This window comes from Nostocoides veronense (assembly GCF_039531185.1).
In the GTDB taxonomy this organism is placed as follows: Bacteria; Actinomycetota; Actinomycetes; order Actinomycetales; family Dermatophilaceae; genus Nostocoides_A; species Nostocoides_A veronense.
The window spans coordinates 40,163-61,531 of the sequence record NZ_BAAAPO010000016.1; the positions used below are offsets into that span (position 1 = coordinate 40,163).

A 21,369-nucleotide genomic window follows, 5' to 3' on the forward strand; every position below is an offset into this window, starting at 1 on the left:
CAATGCGCCGATTGCGTGCTGTCGCGCGGATCGGGTGTCGATGCGTTACTTCGGCGCGTCGGGTCCGTTGTAGACCGTCTGGCTCCCGGCCCGCCGCACGGCCTCATCGAGCGCCGCCGGATCCACCGAAGCGGGTCCGCCGAAGGCGACCACCAGCTCGGTCGCCGCCCGCGAGCGGTCGAGGCGGGCCGCGGTCAGGGACGGCAGGGTCGCGCCCTTCGCCAGCAGGATAGGCTGCTGCCATTGGCTGATCAGCGCGCCGCCGGTCGTGGCGTCCGGCCAGTTCAGGCCGGAGACGATTGTCGCGATCCACTCGGCGGTGAAGAAGCGGTCGGCGACCTTGGCGGCCACCTCATAGCGGTCGGCGCCGGAGATGACCTCAACACCGGCATACCCGGCCAGGCTGCGGCTCCCGCCGCCACCGATGCCGAAGAGGGTCGTCCCCGCATGCGCGCTGAGGTATGCCGCGGTCTCGGCTGGCATCGTGTCCGCGTCGCTGAGCAGGATCACGCCGCGGTTCGCGGTCGCCGCCGGGCTGGCCACCAGCGCGTCAGGGAATACGCGCCCGTTGGCGACGAAGATGCTGGCCGGCTGGGCCCCGCGCACGGCACTGAGGGTGTCAGCCACGGTCGTGGCAACGGCGAAACGGTTCGCGCCGCCGAGTCGGACAACAGGGTGGCCGGTGCTGCGCAGGGTGGCCAAGACCGCCTCGTCCACGGTCGCGGGTCCGCCCAGGACGTAGACCGTCGTCCCCGGCTTCAGCACCCGACTCAACTCCGAGACCACGGCTGCGTCGACGCGATCGCGGCGCGTCAGCATCAACGGTCCCTTGAGTGCGGCCGAGAGCGGGCTGCCGGTGAGGGCATCGGCATACGCCTCGCCGCCGGCGATGACGGCGCCGCCGGCGCTGGCCGCGGCATACACGCTGCGCGAGACATTGACGCCGACGTCATAGCGGGTGTCGCCGCCGATCCGAATGCTCTGCGCCGCAGCGGTTTTCGCTCGCCAGGAAATGCGGGTGTAGGGCTCGCCCGCTGGGGAGACAACCAGCGTGGAGACCGTCGTGGGGTCGTAGAAGCCGTTTGTCCCGAGGCTCACCACCCGCACGGCCGTCTGGCTGCACGGATTGGTGCCGGCGGCGACGCCGACGAGATAGGCGATGCGCCGCCGGTCGGGGCTGAAGGCCGGGGCGACGGTGGTGCACGGCATACCCGCCTGCACCACGGCGGTCGGCTGCAGGGGCTGGTTGAGGTGACGGCCGTCCTGGTAGTCGACGAAGAGCGAGGCCTTCGTCGTGCCGGGCTCGACGCCGAGGAAGGTGATGAAGGTGCGGGCGCTGCTGTCCTGGACGCCCTTGCCGGCTTCCTGCGCGATATCCGGATCGCCGGGCCGATAGCTGGAGACGAAATAGTCGCGGGTCGGGAAGGGCGCCGGCTGACCGGAGAGCTTCATGGGGCTGCGCACCGGGACGAGGAAGAGGTTCGAGATGCTCCCGCTGACGCCGCGGACGACGGCCTCCGAGCCATAGGGGCTCACGGCGAAGGCGCCATATGTCGCACCGGCGGCCGCGAGCGGTTGGATCCACCGGCTGCCCGGCGTCATGGAGACCGCCGAGCTATAGGGGGCCGCGGTGGGCGACTGCTGGACGAAGCCATCGCCGGACGGCAGCCAAGACGGCGCCAGCGCGCCGGTCGGGCGGGGGTAGGTCGCGACGAGAGCCCCATCGGCGGTGCGAGTCGACCAGGCGGCGGCGCCGCCGTCCAGGGCGATATCGCCGGCGGGGGACCACACGCGCGGGGTGTCCCCGGTGATCTTGCTCAGCTGCGCGCCTAGCGTGCCGGTGGCGTCATTGAAGGCATAGGTCGTGCTGCCGCTGGCGGTGCTGACGCTGATGGCATCGGCCGTGACGGGCATCGGGGCGGCCCGGTGGGCCTGGCTGGCGAGCTGCTGCAGGCTTGCCCCTGCTGGCTGGTCGGTCGCCGAGGCGCTGGGCATTGCGTATGCCGCGGTGGAGGCGGGCAGGGCGAGCGCCGCGGCGACGAGGCGGCGGGCGCGGGGAGAGCGGGACATGGTGGAAACTCCTGGCGTGCGGCATACCCGTGGGGGCGGGGCCTGGCCAACCTAATGCACGAGGGTGAACGGCACGCCAGTGCCCCGACACACCATCGAGGAGGTGGCCGGTGGCCTCAGGGTCGGCACCTAGACTGAAACTTCCGATGGGCCGCCGCCGCGCCGATCCTTGTTCACAACCAAAGGTCTTTGACTCCGCGCATGATCCGATTCGAGAACGTCACCAAGACGTATGCCCGCTCGCAGCGCCCGGCCCTCGACGACCTCTCCCTGGAGATCGAGCGCGGGCAGTTCGCCTTCGTCGTCGGCCCGTCGGGTTCCGGCAAATCGACACTCTTGCGCCTGGTGATCCGCGAGGAGCCGACGACCAGCGGCTCGGTGCTCGTCGCGGGCCACGATTTGGCGATGCTGCCCCCGCGCAAGGTGCCGCGGTTGCGCCGCCAGATCGGCACCGTCTTTCAGGACTTCCGGCTGCTGCCGAACAAGAATGTGACCCAGAATGTGGCCTTCGCGCTGCAGGTGCTGGGCAAGCCGAACCGAGCCATCCGGATGCTCGTGCCGGAAACCTTGGAGTTGGTCGGTTTGGAGGGCAAGGGCAAGCGGATGCCCCACGAACTCTCCGGTGGTGAGCAGCAGCGCGTGGCAATCGCCCGGGCTGTGGTCAACAAGCCGCCGATCCTGCTGGCCGACGAGCCCACCGGAAACCTCGACCCCACGACCAGCCTCGACATCGTGCGGCTGCTGGCGGATATCAACAACCAGTACGGCACCACGGTGGTCATGGCGACCCACGACAATGTCATCGTCGATGAGATGCAGCGGCGGGTCATCGAACTCGATCACGGTGTCCTGGTGCGCGACGAGGCGCAGGGCAGCTATATCCCCGCTCCTAGCTTTGACGAGCCGGCCCCCGCGCCGGAACCGGACGAAGGCGACCTGTGGGCCGATCCGAATCCGGACTGGACCGAGGATGTCGTGCGAGGGGACGACTGATGCGCCTGCGATTCCTCCTCGGCGACGTCTGGGTCGGGCTACGCCGCAATATGTCGATGGCGATCTCGGTCGTCCTCGTGACGATGATCTCGCTCTTCCTGCTCGGACTCGGGTTGCTCGCCCAGCGGCAGGCCGATGTCATGAAGGGCTATTGGTATGACCGCGTCCAGGTCTCGATCTTTATGTGCACCAAGGACTCTCGCCAACCCAATTGCACCGGAGCGGTGACCGAGGACCAAAAGGAAAACATCCGCAGCCAACTTGACCAGCTGCGACCGCTGGTCAAGGAGGTCTTCTACGAGAGTGAGCAGGAGGCCTACGACCGCTTCGTCGAGCAGTTCAAGGACACCCCGCTCGTGGGCAATATCTCGGTCGGCGACATTCCTCAAAGTTTCCGCGTCGCGTTGAGCGATCCGTCGAAATATGACGTCGTGGCCAGCACCTTCGAGGGTGCCCCCGGGGTCGCCACGGTTCAGGACCAGAAAAAGGTGCTGGACAAACTCTTCTCGATCCTCAACAAGTTCACGAGGTATGCCGTGGCCCTGGCCATCGTGATGGTCGCCTGCGCGGTGCTTCTGATGGCGACGACGATCCGGCAAGCCGCTTTTTCTCGTCGACGAGAAATCGGGATTATGCGGCTGGTCGGCGCGTCCAATATGGCGATTCGGCTGCCCTTCATTGCGGAGACCATCATCGCGGCGATCGTGGGGGCGGGTTTGGCGCTCGGCCTGCTCGTCGCCGCTGTGCGGGCGCTGGTCGGCGATAACTCGCGCAATGTCGTCCTCAATCAGGCGACCATCGGTGCGGCCGACGTCTGGCATATCGCACCGATCCTCGGTGGAATGGCGGTGGCTCTCGCGATCGTCACCTCCACGATCACGCTCTGGCGTTATCTGCGCGTCTGAGGCAGCCTTGGTCACGACACGCCGGAGCCGCGTAGGTGCTGACGTGCCGGGTCACGCTCGCTACCCTTGGGACCGATGATGCACGTGGGACGAACGAGGCGCACTGCCCGAACCGTGGTCGTAGCCGCCTCGCTGGTGAGCGGCACGCTCGCGTTGTCCGTCGTGGCCGGCAGCACGGCCCGGGCGGACCTCAACGACGACAAGCGCAAGGTCCAATCGCAGATCACCGCGCTGCAAGAAGACATGGACCACACCTCCGCCGCCTTGGCGAAGGCCAATGCCGCACTCCAGGACAGCCAGAGCCGGCTGCCCGGTGCGCAGAATGCGCTTGCGGCGGCGCAACAGGCGCAGGCTGCGGCAGATGCGCGCAATGAGCAGGCCAAGGTCGACCTCGCGAAGGCCAAGGCGGATCAGGCGCAGGCCGCTGCTGACCTCCAGGCGACCCAGAAGGCCCTGGCGGACACCCGCTCGGCCGTTGCCGGATTCGCCGCGCAGCTCTACACCGAGCAGGGTAGCGGCACTCTGGCGATCGCCTTGGAGACCAGTGACCCGCAGGCGCTCGCCGACCGGATGTCGATGACCGATGTCCTCTCGGACCTGCAGAACAGCACCCTGGAGGAACTCTCCACCTCCAATGCCTCGCTGCTGGCCGACCAGGATTATCTCGCCGCGACCAAGGCCAAGGTTGCCGCCGCTCAGGCCGCGACCGAAGCCGCGCTGGCGGACGCCACCTCGGCTGCCAACGCCGCTGCTGTCGCGAAGGCGACCCTGGAGAGCCTGATCGCACAGCAGAGCGCCGCGACGGCCACCTTGGCCACCGAGAAAGCGGCCGAGAAGAAGCGGTATGCCGACTTGACGGCCGAGTCCGATCGCATCACCGCCAAGCTGGCGGCGATCGCGGCCGAAGAGAAGCGCAAAGCGGAGGAGGAGCGCAGGCGCAAGGCCGCCGAGCAGGCCGCGGCCGAAGAGGCCGCGTCGAACAACAATGGCAACAACAATGGCGGCACCACCGGCTCCAACCCGACGTCGAATCCGCCGCCGGTCAATGACGGCGGCTTCTTGTCCGCCCCCGTGCGCACCGGCTGGGTTTCCTCGGAGTTCGGGTGGCGGATGCACCCGATCTTGAACTACCTGCGTTTGCACGCCGGTCGTGATTATGCCGCCCCCTGCGGCACCCCGATCTATGCCGCGGCACCCGGCACTGTCGTCTCGGCCGGCTGGGGCGGCGGCTATGGCAACCAGGTCATCATTTCGCACGGTCTGGTCGGGGGTGAGGCCCTCGCCACGACCTACAACCACATGGAGCGCATCGTCGCCGGCTATGGCGCGATCTCTCGCGGTCAACTCGTCGGCTATGTCGGCACCACCGGCCTCTCGACCGGCTGCCACCTGCATTTTGAGGCCCGCGTCAATGGAGCCCCCCAGGATCCGCGCCGCTGGCTCTGAAACACCCCACGAAGTTTCCTCACTCGCAAGCTCGCTCCGGTACTTCGCGGGGACCCCGTCCGGGATTTTCGCAACACGGCCTAGCGGCTCGAGTTGGCGCCGCCAGGTAGCCTGATCCGGCCCGCGCCCGCGACCTGGGTGTCGGCATACCCACGAACAAGGACGGATCAGGTGGCCAAGGAGACCGGGCGCAAGCTGGTGGCGAGCAATCGCAAGGCTCGCCACGACTACCTCATCGAGGACACCTTCGAGGCCGGCCTATCCCTCATGGGCACCGAGGTGAAGTCGCTGCGGATGGGCCGGGCCTCCCTCGTGGATGGCTTCGCGATCTTCTATGACGACGAGTTGTGGCTCGAGGGGGTGCACATCCCCGAATACACCCAGGGCACGTGGACCAATCACACCGCGCGGCGCCGCCGCAAGCTGCTGCTGCACCGGGGGGAGCTGGACAAGTTGATGGCAGCCACCCGCGAGAGCGGGCGCACGATCGTCCCGCTCGCGCTCTATTTCAAGGACGGTCGCGCCAAGGTGGAGATCGGACTCGCCAAGGGGAAGAAGGCCTATGACAAGCGGCACGCCCTGCGGGAACGGCAAGACCAGCGGGATATGGCTCGGGCGCTGCACAGTCGCGGGGAGTGACGCGTGATCACGAATCTTCGGCGCCTCCTGGCCGTCGTGGCGCTGCTGCTCGGGCTCGGTTTGCTCGCCGCCCCGGCCGGAGCCAGTGGCCTGGATCGCGGCTTCGTGGCCGTCGGCACGGGGGAGCGGATCGGCGCCTACGACAATGCGATGGTCCTCAACCCCGACGGCTCGGTGCGCATCACCGAGACGATCACCCATATCTTTCCGGAAGGTCAGGAGCGGCACGGCATCACCCGCGATATCCGCATCCGCGCGGGCTACCGGGACTCCCAGGACGTCTACCGCTATTACCGACTCAGTGACCTGCAGGTCACCTCACCGACCGGCGCGCCCACGGATGTCGATGAGAGCGAGCTCGGCGCCTACCTCCACCTGCGCATCGGGAGCCCTGACGAGACCGTCAGCGGGTCCCAGACCTATGTCATTGCCTACACACTCGCCCATGTCGTCAACGAGATCGACGCAGACCGCGCCGAATTCGTCCAGGACATCGTCTCGACGGCCAATGAGCAGTGGTATGACGAGATCACCGCGTCCGTCACCGCACCCGCAGCACCCCTGCAGGTGGGCTGCAATTTCGGCGAGCGGGGCGCGGACTCGATGTGCACGGCGACGGCCGGTTCGCCGTCGACCTTCTCGCACAAGGATCTCGAACCTGGCCAGGCGATGACGGTCGCGGTGTCGCTGCCTCGCTCGGCTTTTGGGGACCTGAGCCCGGAGCTCATCGAGGACTCGACCAATAACGAGAGCTACAACGATCCCAGCGTGCCGCCGGCGGTCTCGCGGCTCGCCGGCCAGCTCACCGGTGGCCTCGGACTTTTCTTGCCGGTGCTCGCGGCGGCCGGGATGTCGGCCCTGGTCTGGACCCGAGGGCGCGACGAGCAGTATGCCGGGCTGACCCCGGGCCTGGCCCCCGGTGCAGGGGAGCAGGCGGGAACCGTGCGCCGGTCGCGGCCGGGAACCGTTGCCGTGCAGTTCAATCCGCCGACAGGTGTGCAGCCCGGCCTCGTCGGGACGCTGATCGACGAGAGTGCCGACACGGTCGATGTCACCGCGACGCTGCTCGATCTGGCCGTCCGCGGCTACCTCACGATCAGCGAGACGACGAAGAAGTATGGTCGCGCCGACTGGCAACTGACCCGGACTGTGCCCCCCGCGGGTGCCAAGGCGCTGAGCACCTATGAAGAGATCCTCATGGAAGGCATCTTCCAGAGCGACAACCAGGTCCGCCTGTCGGAGTTGAAGAACACCTTCTCCTCCACGCTCTCCTCCGTGCAGGGCTCGATGTATGCCGAGGTGGTGCGCCGCGGCTGGTTCCGTCACTCGCCGCGCGCCCAGCGAGACTCCTGGTCCGGCTTCGGGACCGCCCTGATCTTCCTGGGAATCCTCGCCGTCTTCTTCCTCTCCGGAGTAATTCCGGCGGGTCGCCCGCTCTCGGCGCTGCCGTTCACCGGCACGACGATCCTTGGCATCGGGCTCGCCCTGAGCGGCCTGATCGTCAAAGTCCTCGGCCGCCGGATGGCCTCGCGCACCGCCGATGGCAGCGCCGTGCTCGCCCAGTCCCTGGGCTTCCGGCAGTACCTCGTCACGGCCGAAGCGAACCAGATCCGGTTCGAGGAGGCGCAGCAGATCTTCTCCGCCTATCTGCCCTATGCGATCGTCTTCGGCGTGGCCGAGAAGTGGGCCAAGACCTTCGATGAGGTGGCCGCCGCCGCTGCCGCGCAGGGCGTGACGATCAACGCGCCGATCTGGTACATGGGCCCGAACTGGGGCACCGGCGGCTTCTTCAACGAGATCACCTCCGGAGTCGACGACTTCGCCACCCAGGCGGCCGGCACCTTCATCTCCACCCCAGGCAGCTCCGGCACCTCGGTCTTCGATGGTGGCGGCGGCTTCGGTGGGGGATTCGGCGGGGGTGGCGGCTTCTCCGGCGGCGGCGGCTCCGGGTCGTCCGGCGGCTCCTGGTAGCGCGTCCACCCGGGATCGGGCTCAGCAGGTGTCGAGCATGTCCGAGAGGGCTTCGCGCTCAGCAGCTGTGACCGTGAGGTCGTAGCTCGCCTTCACCTCGACATACGACCGGGCAAAGCGGCATTGGTATGCCGCCGGCGGTCGCCAACTCTCCGCCCCGCGATAACTCTTGGCGAAGTTGGTGGCCGCGGAGACGGCATACAACTCGTGGATCGAGGTGTCGTTGGCGAACTGAACCCGGCGCTCGGGTGGCCACTCGCGGGCGCCTGAGATCCAAGCATTGAAGAGCGAGACGAGGTGGTCGATCTGGATCGTCGCGGCGATTGTCGGGTCCTTCATATTCGGACCGGGCAACGTCTCGCCGGTGTAGGCATCCACCCAGGTGCCGGAGAGGACCTCCCGGCAGCCGGTCCCGTGGCTCCGGATGACGCCGACGACAAGGTCGCGGCCGCCGCGGCGCAGCGTGTCCTGGCGCGCACTGCAGCCATTGCCGTCCAGGTCCGGCCAGGTCGAGGGCCCAAAGGCGGCTCGGCAGAAGTCATCTCCGCGAGTTCGTTCGGCGGTTCGGAGCCGGCTCAAGGCGGCCCGCGCGGCGCTCGTGCCGAGCATCGCGGTGCGAGTCCGGGGCAGCCGCTGCGACGGAAGGCTGGTGTTCTCCGGGCAGGACGATGGCACGGTCTTTGGCGGCGCCGGCTCGGTGCCCGGATTGGTCGAGGGCGAAGCGGCGGTCGGGCTGGCTGAGGCCGTCGCTGACCCGTCGGCTCCCCGCTCGGGAAGCAGCGAGCAACTGGTCAGCGCCAGCGCGAACAGGGTGGCGAGGAGCACGGGAAGCACGGACCGGACGGGGCGGGCGGGGCGGGTCTGGAACGGCATACGCATGCTCCTTCCCGGGGAATTGACTTGGGCCCGTCGGCGTTAGCCGTCATACTGAACCACGCGACCGACATCGTGCGGTTCGCTCTTTGACAAGTCCACAGCGTGACGGAAGGTCGTTCGCCCCTCGGGGGTGATCGGTTTCGACATTGGTCGGTCTTCCAGGGGAAGCGGGTCGAGGACGCACGGTTATCTCGTCAACGCTCCGTGCAAACCAATAGGTGCCAACTCCAAGCGCACCGACTTCGCCCTCGCCGCCTGAGCGAGCCCGAAGTCCGTTGGCCTATGCGTGATCTCCGCATAGTCACCAGCGTCAGCTAGAGATCTTGCTGCGTCGCCTTGCCGAGGGGTGGCGCGGGACTCTTACTCGGCTGGGCCTGTCAGGGAACGTGTGCGCGCGAGCCCTGGGGCCGAGAAACTCCATAGCGCACTGCACCCGGAGAAGTCCTGGTTCGCCGTCAGTGGACGCGGGTTCGATTCCCGCCACCTCCACCGGCTCGTTCGCGAGCTTTGGTGGACATCTTCCGTCACGCCGTGGAGGCGTCGGTATGCCGATCAGGTTCGGCTCGGCTCGCCCAGATCGAGCGCCCAACGATCGCCTTGCTGGGTGAACCCGAGCCGCCCGTAGTGCGTGGCAACCATTCCGGGCGGCGTGAGCACCCGCCGAAAACCCTTGCGCTGCAACAGTTCACTCTCGCGATAAACGAACTCGCCGGGGGAGAAGTCGCGATAGGGCTCGGTGACATAATCCAGATCCACCTGCGCCGTGCCGTCGCCGGCATCGTGCACGATCACCACCCCAGCCGTGGTGTCGCCATTTTGGATGAGGTATGCCGTCGCGGGTGCGGCCATCCCCGCGAAACCCGGATTGAAGCGACTGATGTCGGCCGCGTGCCGGCTCAGATAGCGCTGCAGGGGCGCATCATCGGCCTCGACCGGGATGATCTCGTAGGCCGCGCCAGCCCCGCGGTGCTCGCGCAGCAGCTTCACGATGTAGTAGACATTGAGCCCGGCCAGGACGGCATTCATGGCCACCATCGACCAGACCTCGATGCCCCAATTGAAGACCAGCAGGGCGATCGTGGCGGCGAGGTTGAGCAGGCGCAGCCGCAGGATGCGGGTCTGCATCACGGAAAAGACCAGCAGGGCCGAGCCGGCCCAGCCGAGGATGTCGAGTGCGCTCACGTGTCAGTGCGCCGGTTCAGTTCCAGGCCCAGCGCACGACAACCTGCGCGCTGACCGAGTTTTCGCCCAGCTCCACCGGCATCGACCCGGCATAGCTGTCCATCGCCATCTTCGCGCGCGAGAGGCCACCCACGGGGACCGGCCCCCCGCCGGAGGGGGTGTCCACGACATACAGCACCTGGCCCAAGGCCCGGCCGGCAAGTGCCGCGAACTGGCGCGCCTTGGTCTCGGCATCGGCGAAGGCCGCCCGCCGGGCCTCGGTCACCAGCGGCGCGGTGTCCTCGATCTGAAGGGCGATATTGTCGATCGTCAAGGCATTGCCGACGGCCGTGGAGAAGGCGGTGATGAGGCGACCGACCTGGTCGCGATCGCGGATCCGCAAGCGTAGCGACTGCTGCGCGACATAGCCGCTGATCGAGGAACCGTCGCGGTCATATTGCGGATAGACCGAGGCCCCCGTGGTCTGCATCTCGGCCGGCTTCAACCCGCCGTCCCGGGCCAGCCCGAGGATCGCGTGCATCCCGGTGTCGGCCGACTGCAAAGCATCCGCGACGGATCCGCCCGGGCAACGCACCGACAGATCGAGCGCGACGAGATCCGGTGGCGCGAGCGCCGTGCCGACTCCGGCCATTTCGACGAAGGCATCCATAGTCCGGCACAGTAGTAGTGATGGCCGCCCTCGTGCCGCCGACCCGCTCGCCCCCGACCTGGAATCCTCAATGCTGCCCACCCCCCGGCTCGCCCGGACCCTTGCCGTGCTCGCGATCGCCGCCAACGCCTATGCGCTCTTCGACCCCGACCCCGGCGGCCCGGCGCTCTTCCCGCACGCGGACAAGGTCATCCATACCTTGATCTTCTGGGTGCCCACGGCGCTCGCGGTGCTCGGGCGGTGGCCGGTGCCTTGGGTGGCCGGCGGGATGCTGGCGTATGCCGCCGCCTCCGAGATCACGCAGGCCGCCCTGCTGCCGCACCGCAGCGGGTCGTGGGGTGACCTGCTCTGCGATGCACTAGGCGTCGGATTGGGGGTCATGGCGGGCCTGCGTGCGAGACACTATGTCCATGCGCCCGACGCAGTTGTCCGGATGCCTGCTCGTCGCGACACCTGAGATCGACGAGGGCATCTTCTTTCGCAGCGTCATCCTCGTGCTGCACCACGGACCGGACGGAGCCCAAGGTGTGATCCTGGGCAGGCCCCTCGAAGCACAAGTCGACGCGGTGCTCCCGGGTTGGGGCAGCGCCGCACCCGATTGCGAGCGGCTCTTTCAAGGCGGACCCGTCGAGGTCGACTCGGCCCTCGCCGTAGCCCGCCTCGGCGGGGACGGACCAACCCCGACCGGCCTGCGGCGCGTGTTGCCCGGGATCGGTTTGGTGGATCTGGACGGCGACCCGCATGCCCTCTCGGGAATGGTGGTGGGCCTGCGCATCTTCGCCGGCTATGCCGGCTGGACCGCCGGCCAGTTGGAGGCCGAGATTGATGCGGGCAGTTGGTATGTCGTCGCTCGGGAGAGCGGGGATGGCTTCGGCCCCGTGGGGCAAGACCTGTGGCGAACCGTCCTCGCCCGGCAGCGGGGTGCGCTCGCCTTGGTGGCGAGCTATCCGCGGGACCCGGGGATGAACTGACGCCCGAAGCAGCAGGGGAGCCTCGTCATACACTGGCCGGCATGAGCAGCAGCCCTGGACTGGACGAGCCGGGCGCTCCCGGCGGCCCCTCGACGAGTACGTCTTTGCTGGAGCGGACCGAAACAGTCCCCCAACTGCAAGAGCCGGGCGATCACGAGCGGTTCAGCCACTATGTCCGCAAAGAGAAGATTCTCGAGTCCGCGATGACCGGCGAGCCGGTGGTGGCGTTGTGTGGCAAGGTGTGGGTGCCGGGGCGGGACCCACAAAAGTTCCCGGTATGCCCGATCTGCCAGGAGATCTACGACGGCTTGCGCGCCCCGCAGGACGGCGAGGACTGACGCTCGCGGGTGCCCGGAGAGTATGTGAGCCTTTGACTTCCCGATTTCGTCGCCCTTCGCGACTGAACGTGGCAGGGTGTTCCCGCGGAGGGACCGAAGGGGGCCCTCCGGGAGGAAACGAAAGGACACCACATATGTCACGTCGAGCCATGCTGGCGATCCCAAGCGCTGCACTGCTGACCCTGGGGATCGGCGCGGCCCCCGCGTCGGCCAAGGTGATGGCAGGCACGAACTCCGCTGCTGCCGACTGCGTCGTCCACACCGACGCCCGCGTCGCCAAGGGGGGCGTCGCGAAGGACCCGAACCACGGCTCGCAGGCCGAGGTCGCGGCCGCCGAGAAGATCTTCCAGAAGGCCCTCGCCGACCGTGGGTTGCACCTGGACGCCCAGGGCCGCGCGGTCGATGCCCAGGGTCGTCAGGCGCCGGCGACGGTCGTGCCGGTCTACTTCAACATCATCACCGCAGGCACCAAGGGTGCGGTGACCCAGACCCGGGTCAGCAAGCAGATGGCAGTCCTGAACAACGCCTTTGGGACGGCCGGCTTCTCGTTCAAGCTCATGGCCACCAAGCGGGTCAACAACTCCACGTGGTTCAACCTCAAGGCCGGCTCGAGCGCCGAGCGGTCGATGAAGACCACGCTGCGCAAGGGCGGCACGAACGCCCTCAACATCTACACGGCCAACCTCAGCGGCGGTCTGCTCGGCTGGGCGACCTTCCCCTTCGACGGCAACGCCGGGGACAAGATGGATGGCGTGGTGCTGCTGCACTCCAGCCTGCCCGGCGGCTCCGCCACCAACTACAACCTCGGTGACACCGCCACGCACGAGGTCGGCCACTGGATGGGGCTGTGGCACACCTTCCAGGGCGGCTGCGGCGGCGCGGGTGACCAGGTCGCCGACACGCCGGCCGAAGCCTCGCCCGCTTTCGGCTGCCCGACCGGCCGCAATACCTGCTCGTCCCCGGGCTTGGACCCCATCAAGAACTTCATGGACTACACCTACGACTCGTGCATGACCATGTTCACCGCCGGTCAGAAGTCGCGCATGAAGGCGCAGTGGGCAGCATTCCGCGGCTGACGTCGACGATGGCAGCCCGCCGACCACGGGGCTGACACATTGGACAAAGGGCCGCCACACCTCATCGGTGTGGCGGCCCTTCGCCGTCGTGCCTAGCCCGGGAGCAGGGCCGGTATGTCGCCCGGGAGCGGGGCGGTTACATAGGTAGCCCGGGAGCGGGGCCGGTTCGGTGGGCTGCTCGCGCAGCCCGAGATCAGTCCGTCAGCGCGCGGCGCACCAGGGGCGCGGTGCGGTGCTGCAGGTGGGTGACCAGCGAGATCGCGGTATTTGCGCGGACCACATGCTCGTCATTGAGGACGGCATCGATGACCCGGCCCAGGTCGGCGTTGTCGCGCGCGACGACACGGACCAGCAGGTCGCCCTGGCCGGTGATGGAGTGGATCTCCAGCACTTCAGGGATGCTCGTGAGGTGCTCGACCACCGGCGTGTGCCCCTGGCGCTGGCGAATCTCCAGCATGCAAAAGGCCGTCACGGGGAAGCCGAGGGCCTCCGGATCCAAGGTGGGGGCAAAGCTGTGGATGACGCCGCGCTGCGAGAGCCGATCAAGGCGGGCCTGCACCGTGCCGCGGGCGACGCCGAGGGTTCGCGAGGCACCGAGGACGCCGATATCGGGGTCGTCCGAAAAAACTTCGATCAGACGCGCGTCCAGTTCGTCGATCGTCGTGCCGGGGGAGGGTGCCACGCGTTGATAGTGACAGCTTTATCGGTCAACTTGCCACATGGCCGAACAAATTGAGTAAAGATACCTAGCGTTGTTGCGCACTCTCCCGGTAATCGGCACAGTGAGGGATATGCCCGAGCCGACCATGACCCTGACCGAATCCGAGCGCGACGCCGATCTGGGCCTGCATCAGCTCAAGCAACTGATCGGCTTGGTGGAGTACGACGCCAGCACCGACCCCTTCCCCGTCACGGGATGGGACGCCATCGTTTTCGTCGTCGGCAATGCCACCCAGGCAGCCCACTACTACCAATCGGTCTGGGGTATGGAGCTGGTCGCCTACTCCGGCCCCGAGAACGGCAACCGCGACCACAAGGCCTTCGTGCTGAAGTCGGGTTCGATCAAGTTCGTCCTCAAAGGTGCCGTCGACCCGAACAGCCCCCTCATCGCCCACCACGCCAAGCATGGTGATGGTGTCGTCGACATCGGTCTCGAGGTTCCCGATGTCGACAAGTGCATCGCTCAGGCCAAGCGCGCCGGCGCGACCGTCCTCGCAGAGCCCTACGAGATCTCCGACGAGTTCGGGACCGTGCGCCTGGCCGCGATCGCCACCTATGGGGAGACTCGGCATACCCTCGTGCAGCGCGAGATCGACGGGGTCCGGTATGCCGGACCGCACGTCCCGGGCTACCTCCCCCGAGCCTCCAGTTTCGTCAAGCGTGAGGGAGCGCCGAAGCGGCTCTTCCAGGCGCTCGACCACGTGGTCGGCAATGTCGAACTCGGCAAGATGGACGACTGGGTCACGTTCTACAACAAGGTCATGGGCTTTGTGAACATGGCGGAGTTCGTCGGCGATGACATCGCGACCGACTACTCCGCCCTGATGTCCAAGGTCGTCGCTAATGGCAACCACCGCGTCAAGTTTCCGCTCAACGAGCCGGCAATCGCCAAGAAGCGCAGCCAGATCGATGAGTACCTCGACTTCTACGCCGGCCCCGGTGCTCAGCATCTGGCGCTCGCGACCAATGACATCCTGCGCACGGTCGATGAGTTGCGCAAGGAGGGAGTGGAGTTCCTCGACACCCCGGACGCCTACTACGAAGATCCCGAACTGCGCGCGCGGATCGGCCAGGTGCGGGTTCCCGTGGAGGAGTTGCAGAAGCGCAAGATCCTCGTCGACCGCGATGAGGACGGCTACCTTCTGCAGATCTTCACCAAGCCGCTCGGCGACCGGCCGACCGTTTTCTTCGAGGTCATCGAGCGGCACGGCTCGCTCGGCTTCGGGAAGGGCAATTTCAAGGCCCTTTTCGAGTCCATCGAGCGTGAGCAGGACAAACGCGGCAACCTCTAATGTCGCGCTCTGCCGCAGGCGCAATAAGGCGGCGCTAGCCGAGCACTACCGGCCGGTAACAGTCACCTTCGCAAGCATGACTGCATACGGGGCTCTGCACACTGTCACCTCATCTCGGCGAGCGCTGCTTTCGATGGCTGTAGTCGGCGGGGCGGCGATCATCGCCGATCCGGCGCACGCGGCAAGCGAGAAGGCGAATCGCCTGACGATCATCGTCAAGGTCAAGGGTCGCTGGCAGGTCGGCTCCTCATCGGCGACCACGCTGAATGCCAACACCGTGCCCGAGGACCCAACGATCGCGGCGCTTATCCGCCCCGCGCACGAGAAGGTTCTCGCCTATGTCAACTCCGTCATCGGCACCTGCACGCAGGCGATGAGCGCGGCCACGTCACGTTATGAGGACACCGCCGCGATGGACTTCATCAACCAAGTGCAGGCGCAGGAGGTCAAGGCCCACCTGACGGGCGCCGCCGCCGGCCTGCCGGTCTTGTCCATTGCCGCGCCCTTCAACAAGGCGGCCGCGATCCCGCAGGGCTCGGTCACGGTGCGCGATGTCGCGGGGCTCTACATCTACGACAACACCCTGCTCGGCATCCAGTTCTCCGGTGCCCAGGTCAAGGCCTATCTGGAGAAGTCGGCGGAGTACTTCAAGCCGGTGCCCGGGCCAGGGACCTATGCCGCGGCGGATGTCACCAATGCCGCCACCGTCGCCGCCCCGAACGGCACGCCGGACTACAACTACGACATCATGTGGGGCCTGGACGCCCGGCTCACCTATGACATCGACCTCGCCGCGCCGGTAGGCTCGCGGGTCGTGGGGCTGTCGTATGACGGCGCTCCCGTCGCCGACTCCCAGCAGTTCGGCGTCGCGATCAACAACTACCGCCAGTCCGGTGGTGGCGGCTTCCCCGGCGTGACGACGGCTCCGGTGGTCTACAACAAGCAGTTGGAGATCCGGCAGCTGATCATCGACTGGGTGACCGCCCATGGCGTCGTCGACCCGCCGAGCTTCTTCACCATCGACTGGAAGCTGACCGCGAGCGGCACGCCGTTGACGATCACTCCCTAGTCCCCGGCGACCGCAGCCTGCGTCATTCGGCGGCGATGATCTGCACTAGGCGGGTGCAATCCTGGAAGTCGCGCGGGTTTCGAGTCATCAGCGGTATGCCGTGTTCCGCAGCCACCGACGCGATCATCAGGTCGAACCTTCGGGGCCGGGGATTGCGACCAGCAGCCCTCGTGAGCGCGATCAACGTGCCATAGTGGCTGGCCGCGACCTCGGAGTACACGAGTGGCTTGATGGACGACCTGATTATGCTTAGTCGCTGGCGGCGGTGTGCGGCGACAAGCGGGTCCGGGTGGCTGAGGCCTGACGTAAGTTCCGCCAGTGTGATGGTGCTGATGACGTAGTGGTGGCCCGGCACGGCATCGTGTCTCGGCGGGTCGATGACGGCTGAGGTGTCCAGCAGGATGCGGGGGGTCATGCTTGTGACGGCCGGTCCCAGGCGTCCTCGTCTGCGAGATTGCCGATTCGGGCGTCGAGGAACTCCCGTTCATCTGCCTCGAAGGACGCGATATCCCAGGGCGGAAGGTTTCCCAAAAGCCGGCTCAACTCTTCAAAGCTGACCGCTTCGCGGCGATCGTTCACGTGTGGGACGACGTCCGCGATCGGCTTACCTCTGCGGGTCACCGTGAAGCGCTCGCCCGCTTCGACGCGGCGCATGATCTGGGCGTTGTCATTGCGCAACTCGCGCTGGCTGATGGTCGTCATGCTACGAATGTAGCACTTTGCGTCGGGCGTCAGCCGCGGCGGGGGCGGCGCTCGAGTCCGATGATTACCGCCGCGAGCAGGGAGCCGAGGCCGAGACCGATGGACACGGCCGTCGCAACCTGCGAGCGTGCCTGCGTCGTGCAGGCGACGACCAGGTCGTGGGGGAGGGTGAAGCCCGGCTCGCCGCCGGTGACGACCGGCCCGCGAATCGCGATGGGCAGAGTCTGGCCGCAGATGGTGTTCAGCGCCTCGGCCCGGCTGAGCACGGTGACGGCGAGCGCCAGCATCAGGCCGAGCGTCAGGCAACTGACGATCAGCTTGACGGGGTGGGTTCGTCGAGCGCCCACTCGCGCAACGGCGACCCGCGGACTTGACCTGGGCTTATGTCCGGATCACGACTCGGCAGGGTGGACATTGGCATCGCTGAGGTTCGCCGGTCCAGCAGCACCCCAGCGGCCAAGGGCGTCGATGGACTCGCGCAGGTCGCGGCCGCGCTCGGTCAGGGCATAGGCGCGGGTGTTGTGGCGCAGTGGCAGCCGATATAGGACGCCGGCGGTTTCAAGTTCGCGCAGACGCGTGGCCAGGATGTTCGTCGGCACGCCGAGGTCGCGCTGCAGATCGCCATACCGCTGGGGTTGCTCCAGCAGGCGTTCCACGATCAGCAGGGCCCAACGCGCGCCGACAACCTCAAGGGCGGCGGCGAGATCGCTCACGCGCCCGGTTCAGTGTCCGGCTTCATCCAGAACGGCGAGTAGTGGTAGCCGTCGGGGTCGTCGAATTGGCGCTGATACATGAACGGATAGTCGTCGGTGTCGCCGATCCGTCCGCCCGCGGCGGCAGCCCGCTCGATCAGCTCATCGACGGCCTCGCGGCTGTCGAGGTCGAAGGAGACGGTGACCTTCGAGGGCGTGTCCGGCCCGCCGATCAGGTCCTCGGTGCCGCCGACACTGGCATACCCCTCGCGGCTGCAGAGCATCAGGTATTGCTCCGGCGCGAGAGCAAAGCAGGACACATTGTGGTCGGACATCTCGGGATTGAGGGTCCAGCCGAGAGCGGTGTAGAACGCGGTCGTCCGCTCGACGTTGTCGACCGGGCAGGTGATGAAGAGGCTCATGACCGGCATACTTGCAAAATGCAAGTGGACACGTCAAGGGCCGGGGGTCCGGCGCTCCTCGGCGATCGAGTTGCCGCCGTCGACGAGCAGGACCTGGCCGGTGATGTATGCCGCGCCGGGAGAGGCGAGGAAGGCAATGGCGGCGGCGATCTCGTCGGCGGTGCCGGATCGGCCGGCCGGAACCAACTCGCCTTCGGTCACCTCGCCAGGTGTTTGGGAGCCGGTGGCGATCCAGCCCGGCGCGACGACATTGACGGTGACGCCGTGGCGCGCCTCGTCCACGGACAACGCGCGCGCGAGCCCGACGAGGGCGGCCTTGGCCGCGGCATACGCCACCTCGCCCCGCATGGCCATCGCGGCCCCGGTCACGGAGGAGACCAGGATGATCCGGCCGGCGCCGCTCGCGCGCAGGTGGGGCAGGGCTGCGCGGCAGGTGAGGTATGCCGTGTCGAGATTTCGCGCCAGCGACGCCCGCCACCGCTGCGGGTCGGTCTCGTCGATGGAGCCAGCGAGGTAGTCACCGTCCAGCGCGGACACCATGCCGGCGTTGGCGACCAGGATGTCGAGGCGCCCGTGTGCGGCATACGCCTGCGCAACAAGGGAACTCGCGTCCTCCTCCCGCGTGAGGTCGCCGACCACCCCGAGCGTCGGTATGCCGCGCGCCCCCAGTTCTGCGGCGCGCTCGTGCACCCGGTCCGTGGTGGCGGCGAGAGTGAGAGACGCGCCGAGGTCGCCGAGGAGGCGCGCCGCGGCATACCCAATGCCTGTCGGGGAGCCGGCCCCCGTGACGAGGGCTGCTCGGCCGCTGAGGTCGAATGGTGGCGGTGTCCTCATATCTGCAGGTCCTCCAGTGGCCGCCAGCCGTGGGCGAGGGCGCGAGTGTCCCGGTCGAAACGGAAGAAGTGTCCTTGGCCTGGCTGGTCGAGATCGCGCGTGATGGCCTGGCCCAGGAGGTGGCACAGCAACAGCGTGCCGACGCCGCCGTGGGCGACGATGACGATATCGCCGTCGCCGGAACGAGGGTCCGCGAGAACCGACTCGAGCGCCGCGACAATCCGGGCCTGCTCGTCGGCGGCCGTCGCCCAGCCTCGGACACTTCGTTCGGGGTAGGCGAAGAAGGCATCCGCGAGTTCCTCGAACTCCTCAGGTGGCACGAATCCCGTTGCACTGCGGTCGTTCTCACCCAACTGCGCCAACTCAAGCCGGGGTATGCCGCCCGCCACCAGCTCCGCTGTCTCCCGCGCCTTGGTCTCCGTCGAACTCCACACGGCTGTCACGGCGTCGAGGAAGGGCGCGCCGGCGATGGCGGCGGCCCGCTGCCGACCCACCGCCGAAAGACCCCAGTGCGGAACCGGAGTGTCGGGGTCGACGACGACCTGCGGGTGGGTGAGGAACCAGACCGAACGACGCGGTGTCATGCTGTCGACGCCGAGGCTGCGGTCGCCAATAGGTCCTCGATGGCGCTGACGATGTGCGGGTCTGTCGGGTAGTTCGTGGACAGCCAGGCAAGGATTGCGCGAGCGCCGTCGACATTGTTGCCGTATCCCGGGGCCATGCTGGAGTAGTCCGGTTGGTCGCCGCCGCGCGCGCTCTCCACCCGACGGATGGCTTCGAAGGGGTCTGGATCGGCCCAGGTCGTGCCTGGGTCAAGGCGCTGGAGCGCGAGGACCCGGTCGACGGCATACACCTGGATGAAGCGCATGGCCGTCAGGCGTTCGCCGCGCAGCTGTCGATGAAGTCCCACGAATAGATTGGTCAGGGCCTCGTTGAGATGGAACTCGACGGTATCGAGCGCGCCTCTGGCGGGAGGATCGATCTCGTCGTAGTGGAAGTCCGGTCTGCTCCAGACAACGCGGACGCCGCTCAGCGGGAGGGCCTGGAGCTCCGCCGGCGTGAAGATGGCGTACTCCAGGAAGAGGCCGTCGGCGAAGAGCGCTTTGCGGCCGTTCGGGTCATTGACGAACTCGTAGATCACTTCGCCGCCGAAGCCGCCAAGCCAGGCGATGTCGTCGAGGTAGCGACGCTTGGCGTCCGCGTCCGTGACGACGACGAAGAAGTCGATATCGGAGTGATCGTCAAAGCGGTGCGTCTCTTGGCCGGCCGAGCCGAGGCCCAAGATCGCGATGACACTCGGATCGCCGCTGACTGCGGTGGCGAGTCGGTCTAGGCGGTGCAAGTCTTCGCGCATAACGCCGTCCTTTCTCTGATGAAGGAGGTCGACGTGTCAGCCCGCGCGGGTCTTCTCCCGCCGAGGTCGCGACCTGGCCACTCTAGCGCCGCGGGATTCTCAGCCCAGGGCGGCACGGCGGCGGGCCGGGTGCATCAACACATCGACGTTGTCGGTTCGCTGCTCGATGCTGCCGAGCCCGGGCGGGAGGTCGCGCACTAGCGGGTCGTCAATGCTGTCCGGGAGTTCGGGCACGAGGTGTGGATCGACATGGAGGTATGGCCGGTCCCAGAACGGGACGGCGACAGGCGTGGCCGAGGGCAAGCCGATTCGTCGCTGTTGGGTGGCCAGTGCTTCTAGGGCGCTCGCGAGGTGGGCCCCTCGGGCGTGCCAATCGTCGGCTCGGAGCGCCTGGCCCAGTGCTGTCCCGATTGCGGGGTCGAGCGGCAACCGAGTGAAGAGTGTGCCGCGCCACTTGGAATAGGGCGCCCACTGGCGACACAGCAGGAACCCGAGATGCATCGCCACGTCGACAAGGCGCCCGGCGATCACCCGCGAGCCGAGATCGTCGCCGCGGTCGCCGGCCCGCTGCATCAGCGGAAGTTCCTGGTCGAGGCGTTGCCAGTCGCAGGCCACGAGATAGCGCCAGAGGTCATCGGGCCACCACACCAGCGCCTCGCGTAAGGCCGTTAGGTCGCCGGCGTCGTCGCGGAAGACCTCACCGGCGGTCACTTCGAGAGCCGCCTGACCGGTGAGGCTCAGCCAGTCGTATGGTGACGGGTCGCGGCGCGGGTCGAAGCCCAGGTCCTCCTGCGCGAACCGGTCGAGCGTGGACACGTCGATCCGCACCCGCTCGGTCGGGTCGCCCGACATCCCGAACCGGATCGGGAAGCCCCGAAATCGTTGGGGGAGTTGCTGGTCCAACGTAACGCTGACTCGGTCAACGTCGCGCTCGCCGACGAACAACTGCAGGCGCAGCCCCCAGTCGTGATCGCGCGACATCTCGTCGTCCAGTCCGAGGACGTCCGATCCGGTGCCGAGGCGAGCCGCGGCATACCCAAGATTCGGGAACTCCTGCCGGAGCACGGGGGAGACCAACTCAACGAAGTAGGTGCGCGCCAGCGCGAGTCCCTGCACCGCTGCGCTCATGACCCACGGGTAGGCCTGAGCTTTGGCACCACATACGGTG

The 21,369-nt window shown here is 67.4% G+C and carries 25 protein-coding genes and 1 other RNA gene; 12 read left to right on the forward strand and 14 right to left on the reverse strand.

Annotated elements, in window-relative coordinates; all coding sequences use genetic code 11:
* Positions 1 to 45 precede the first annotated feature (45 nt).
* Entirely contained in the window at positions 46 to 2,070 is a 2,025-nt protein-coding gene (locus ABD225_RS04980) for a cell wall-binding repeat-containing protein (protein WP_344082090.1), read from the reverse strand.
* 201 nt (positions 2,071 to 2,271) lie between these two features.
* On the opposite strand from ABD225_RS04980, the gene ftsE reads away from it, so the two are divergent.
* The 5 genes from ftsE to ABD225_RS05005 all read left to right on the forward strand — a co-directional run bounded on the left by ftsE (position 2,272) and on the right by ABD225_RS05005 (position 8,024).
* Entirely contained in the window at positions 2,272 to 3,063 is a 792-nt protein-coding gene (ftsE, locus tag ABD225_RS04985; protein WP_344082092.1) for a cell division ATP-binding protein FtsE, read from the forward strand.
* The gene (gene ftsX / locus ABD225_RS04990; RefSeq protein WP_344082094.1) at positions 3,063 to 3,968 is read left to right on the forward strand and encodes a permease-like cell division protein FtsX; all 906 of its coding nucleotides are present in this window, start codon (positions 3,063 to 3,065) and stop codon (positions 3,966 to 3,968) included. Before ftsE ends, ftsX begins: the two co-directional genes overlap by 1 nt.
* 135 nt (positions 3,969 to 4,103) lie before the next feature.
* Positions 4,104 to 5,414 (forward strand): peptidoglycan DD-metalloendopeptidase family protein, encoded by a 1,311-nt coding sequence (locus ABD225_RS04995; RefSeq protein ID WP_344082096.1) that lies wholly within the window; start codon positions 4,104 to 4,106, stop codon positions 5,412 to 5,414.
* 171 nt (positions 5,415 to 5,585) lie between these two features.
* Positions 5,586 to 6,053 (forward strand): SsrA-binding protein SmpB, encoded by a 468-nt coding sequence (gene smpB / locus ABD225_RS05000; RefSeq protein ID WP_344082098.1) that lies wholly within the window; start codon positions 5,586 to 5,588, stop codon positions 6,051 to 6,053.
* A gap of 3 nt (positions 6,054 to 6,056) precedes the next feature.
* Positions 6,057 to 8,024: a DUF2207 domain-containing protein gene (locus ABD225_RS05005; protein ID WP_344082100.1), complete on the forward strand. Its 1,968-nt coding sequence runs from the start codon at positions 6,057 to 6,059 to the stop codon at positions 8,022 to 8,024.
* A 21-nt stretch (positions 8,025 to 8,045) separates the two neighbouring features.
* Here ABD225_RS05005 and ABD225_RS05010 read toward each other — a convergent pair whose 3' ends face one another.
* The gene (locus ABD225_RS05010; RefSeq protein ID WP_344082102.1) at positions 8,046 to 8,897 is read right to left on the reverse strand and encodes a GmrSD restriction endonuclease domain-containing protein; all 852 of its coding nucleotides are present in this window, start codon (positions 8,895 to 8,897) and stop codon (positions 8,046 to 8,048) included.
* A gap of 129 nt (positions 8,898 to 9,026) precedes the next feature.
* Here ABD225_RS05010 and ssrA point away from each other — a divergent pair.
* Positions 9,027 to 9,392, forward strand: a transfer-messenger RNA (tmRNA) gene (ssrA, locus tag ABD225_RS05015).
* 60 nt (positions 9,393 to 9,452) lie between these two features.
* Here ssrA and ABD225_RS05020 read toward each other — a convergent pair.
* Positions 9,453 to 10,082 (reverse strand): hypothetical protein, encoded by a 630-nt coding sequence (locus ABD225_RS05020; protein WP_344082104.1) that lies wholly within the window; start codon positions 10,080 to 10,082, stop codon positions 9,453 to 9,455.
* A gap of 16 nt (positions 10,083 to 10,098) precedes the next feature.
* Positions 10,099 to 10,731, reverse strand: coding sequence for an SIMPL domain-containing protein (locus ABD225_RS05025; RefSeq protein ID WP_344082106.1), 633 nt, complete (start codon positions 10,729 to 10,731; stop codon positions 10,099 to 10,101).
* 70 nt (positions 10,732 to 10,801) lie between these two features.
* Here ABD225_RS05025 and ABD225_RS05030 point away from each other — a divergent pair, with 70 nt between their 5' ends.
* The 4 genes from ABD225_RS05030 to ABD225_RS05045 all read left to right on the forward strand — a co-directional run bounded on the left by ABD225_RS05030 (position 10,802) and on the right by ABD225_RS05045 (position 13,116).
* The gene (locus ABD225_RS05030; RefSeq protein WP_344082108.1) at positions 10,802 to 11,188 is read left to right on the forward strand and encodes a VanZ family protein; all 387 of its coding nucleotides are present in this window, start codon (positions 10,802 to 10,804) and stop codon (positions 11,186 to 11,188) included.
* Entirely contained in the window at positions 11,142 to 11,702 is a 561-nt protein-coding gene (locus ABD225_RS05035) for a YqgE/AlgH family protein (RefSeq protein WP_344082110.1), read from the forward strand. The genes ABD225_RS05030 and ABD225_RS05035 overlap by 47 nt, the downstream gene beginning before the upstream one ends.
* Positions 11,703 to 11,743: 41 nt before the next feature.
* Positions 11,744 to 12,040 carry a DUF3039 domain-containing protein gene (locus ABD225_RS05040; protein ID WP_344082112.1) on the forward strand — a complete coding sequence of 99 codons (297 nt, stop codon included), beginning with the start codon at positions 11,744 to 11,746 and terminating at the stop codon, positions 12,038 to 12,040.
* A gap of 134 nt (positions 12,041 to 12,174) precedes the next feature.
* Positions 12,175 to 13,116 (forward strand): zinc metalloprotease, encoded by a 942-nt coding sequence (locus ABD225_RS05045; protein WP_344082114.1) that lies wholly within the window; start codon positions 12,175 to 12,177, stop codon positions 13,114 to 13,116.
* Positions 13,117 to 13,309: 193 nt separating this feature from the next.
* Here ABD225_RS05045 and ABD225_RS05050 read toward each other — a convergent pair whose 3' ends face one another.
* The gene (locus tag ABD225_RS05050; protein ID WP_344082116.1) at positions 13,310 to 13,798 is read right to left on the reverse strand and encodes an Lrp/AsnC family transcriptional regulator; all 489 of its coding nucleotides are present in this window, start codon (positions 13,796 to 13,798) and stop codon (positions 13,310 to 13,312) included.
* Between the two features lie 109 nt (positions 13,799 to 13,907).
* Here ABD225_RS05050 and hppD point away from each other — a divergent pair, with 109 nt between their 5' ends.
* Both hppD and ABD225_RS05060 read left to right on the forward strand, forming a co-directional pair.
* A complete protein-coding gene (hppD, locus tag ABD225_RS05055; RefSeq protein ID WP_344082118.1) occupies positions 13,908 to 15,128 on the forward strand; it encodes a 4-hydroxyphenylpyruvate dioxygenase in 1,221 nt (406 codons plus the stop codon).
* A gap of 133 nt (positions 15,129 to 15,261) precedes the next feature.
* Positions 15,262 to 16,197, forward strand: a complete 936-nt coding sequence (locus tag ABD225_RS05060) for a 5'-nucleotidase C-terminal domain-containing protein (RefSeq protein WP_344082120.1) — start codon at positions 15,262 to 15,264, stop codon at positions 16,195 to 16,197.
* A 22-nt stretch (positions 16,198 to 16,219) separates the two neighbouring features.
* Here the strand turns inward: ABD225_RS05060 and ABD225_RS05065 are convergent, their stop codons facing one another.
* The 9 genes from ABD225_RS05065 to ABD225_RS05105 all read right to left on the reverse strand — a co-directional run bounded on the left by ABD225_RS05065 (position 16,220) and on the right by ABD225_RS05105 (position 21,329).
* Positions 16,220 to 16,612 carry a PIN domain-containing protein gene (locus tag ABD225_RS05065; RefSeq protein WP_344082122.1) on the reverse strand — a complete coding sequence of 131 codons (393 nt, stop codon included), beginning with the start codon at positions 16,610 to 16,612 and terminating at the stop codon, positions 16,220 to 16,222.
* Entirely contained in the window at positions 16,609 to 16,899 is a 291-nt protein-coding gene (locus ABD225_RS05070) for a type II toxin-antitoxin system Phd/YefM family antitoxin (protein WP_344082124.1), read from the reverse strand. The genes ABD225_RS05065 and ABD225_RS05070 overlap by 4 nt, the downstream gene beginning before the upstream one ends.
* 29 nt (positions 16,900 to 16,928) lie before the next feature.
* Entirely contained in the window at positions 16,929 to 17,246 is a 318-nt protein-coding gene (locus ABD225_RS05075; RefSeq protein ID WP_344082126.1) for a hypothetical protein, read from the reverse strand.
* A gap of 45 nt (positions 17,247 to 17,291) precedes the next feature.
* The gene (locus ABD225_RS05080) at positions 17,292 to 17,612 is read right to left on the reverse strand and encodes a winged helix-turn-helix transcriptional regulator (RefSeq protein WP_344082128.1); all 321 of its coding nucleotides are present in this window, start codon (positions 17,610 to 17,612) and stop codon (positions 17,292 to 17,294) included.
* A complete protein-coding gene (locus ABD225_RS05085; protein WP_344082130.1) occupies positions 17,609 to 18,013 on the reverse strand; it encodes a VOC family protein in 405 nt (134 codons plus the stop codon). The genes ABD225_RS05080 and ABD225_RS05085 overlap by 4 nt, the downstream gene beginning before the upstream one ends.
* A 33-nt stretch (positions 18,014 to 18,046) precedes the next feature.
* On the reverse strand, positions 18,047 to 18,847 hold the full coding sequence (locus ABD225_RS05090) for an SDR family NAD(P)-dependent oxidoreductase (protein WP_344082132.1): 801 nt from the start codon (positions 18,845 to 18,847) through the stop codon (positions 18,047 to 18,049).
* Entirely contained in the window at positions 18,844 to 19,431 is a 588-nt protein-coding gene (locus ABD225_RS05095) for a histidine phosphatase family protein (protein ID WP_344082134.1), read from the reverse strand. The genes ABD225_RS05090 and ABD225_RS05095 overlap by 4 nt, the downstream gene beginning before the upstream one ends.
* Complete coding sequence (locus ABD225_RS05100; RefSeq protein ID WP_344082136.1) at positions 19,428 to 20,201, reverse strand: hypothetical protein; 774 nt, start codon at positions 20,199 to 20,201, stop codon at positions 19,428 to 19,430. The genes ABD225_RS05095 and ABD225_RS05100 overlap by 4 nt, the downstream gene beginning before the upstream one ends.
* A gap of 99 nt (positions 20,202 to 20,300) precedes the next feature.
* On the reverse strand, positions 20,301 to 21,329 hold the full coding sequence (locus ABD225_RS05105) for a DUF4037 domain-containing protein (protein WP_344082138.1): 1,029 nt from the start codon (positions 21,327 to 21,329) through the stop codon (positions 20,301 to 20,303).
* Between the last annotated feature and the right edge of the window lie 40 nt (positions 21,330 to 21,369).

Excerpts from the sequence above, each read along its gene's own strand:
- ABD225_RS04980 (WP_344082090.1), bottom strand. The coding sequence starts at position 2,070 with ATGTCCCGCTCTCCCCGCGCCCGCCGCCTCGTCGCCGCGGCGCTCGCC.
- ftsE (WP_344082092.1), top strand. The coding sequence starts at position 2,272 with ATGATCCGATTCGAGAACGTCACCAAGACGTATGCCCGCTCGCAGCGC.
- ftsX (WP_344082094.1), top strand. The coding sequence starts at position 3,063 with ATGCGCCTGCGATTCCTCCTCGGCGACGTCTGGGTCGGGCTACGCCGC.
- ABD225_RS05010 (WP_344082102.1), bottom strand. The coding sequence starts at position 8,897 with ATGCCGTTCCAGACCCGCCCCGCCCGCCCCGTCCGGTCCGTGCTTCCC.
- ABD225_RS05025 (WP_344082106.1), bottom strand. The coding sequence starts at position 10,731 with ATGGATGCCTTCGTCGAAATGGCCGGAGTCGGCACGGCGCTCGCGCCA.
- ABD225_RS05030 (WP_344082108.1), top strand. The coding sequence starts at position 10,802 with ATGCTGCCCACCCCCCGGCTCGCCCGGACCCTTGCCGTGCTCGCGATC.
- ABD225_RS05035 (WP_344082110.1), top strand. The coding sequence starts at position 11,142 with ATGCGCCCGACGCAGTTGTCCGGATGCCTGCTCGTCGCGACACCTGAG.
- ABD225_RS05040 (WP_344082112.1), top strand. The coding sequence starts at position 11,744 with ATGAGCAGCAGCCCTGGACTGGACGAGCCGGGCGCTCCCGGCGGCCCC.
- ABD225_RS05045 (WP_344082114.1), top strand. The coding sequence starts at position 12,175 with ATGTCACGTCGAGCCATGCTGGCGATCCCAAGCGCTGCACTGCTGACC.
- hppD (WP_344082118.1), top strand. The coding sequence starts at position 13,908 with ATGCCCGAGCCGACCATGACCCTGACCGAATCCGAGCGCGACGCCGAT.
- ABD225_RS05060 (WP_344082120.1), top strand. The coding sequence starts at position 15,262 with ATGGCTGTAGTCGGCGGGGCGGCGATCATCGCCGATCCGGCGCACGCG.
- ABD225_RS05065 (WP_344082122.1), bottom strand. The coding sequence starts at position 16,612 with ATGACCCCCCGCATCCTGCTGGACACCTCAGCCGTCATCGACCCGCCG.
- ABD225_RS05070 (WP_344082124.1), bottom strand. The coding sequence starts at position 16,899 with ATGACGACCATCAGCCAGCGCGAGTTGCGCAATGACAACGCCCAGATC.
- ABD225_RS05085 (WP_344082130.1), bottom strand. The coding sequence starts at position 18,013 with ATGAGCCTCTTCATCACCTGCCCGGTCGACAACGTCGAGCGGACGACC.
- ABD225_RS05090 (WP_344082132.1), bottom strand. The coding sequence starts at position 18,847 with ATGAGGACACCGCCACCATTCGACCTCAGCGGCCGAGCAGCCCTCGTC.
- ABD225_RS05095 (WP_344082134.1), bottom strand. The coding sequence starts at position 19,431 with ATGACACCGCGTCGTTCGGTCTGGTTCCTCACCCACCCGCAGGTCGTC.
- ABD225_RS05100 (WP_344082136.1), bottom strand. The coding sequence starts at position 20,201 with ATGCGCGAAGACTTGCACCGCCTAGACCGACTCGCCACCGCAGTCAGC.
- ABD225_RS05105 (WP_344082138.1), bottom strand. The coding sequence starts at position 21,329 with ATGAGCGCAGCGGTGCAGGGACTCGCGCTGGCGCGCACCTACTTCGTT.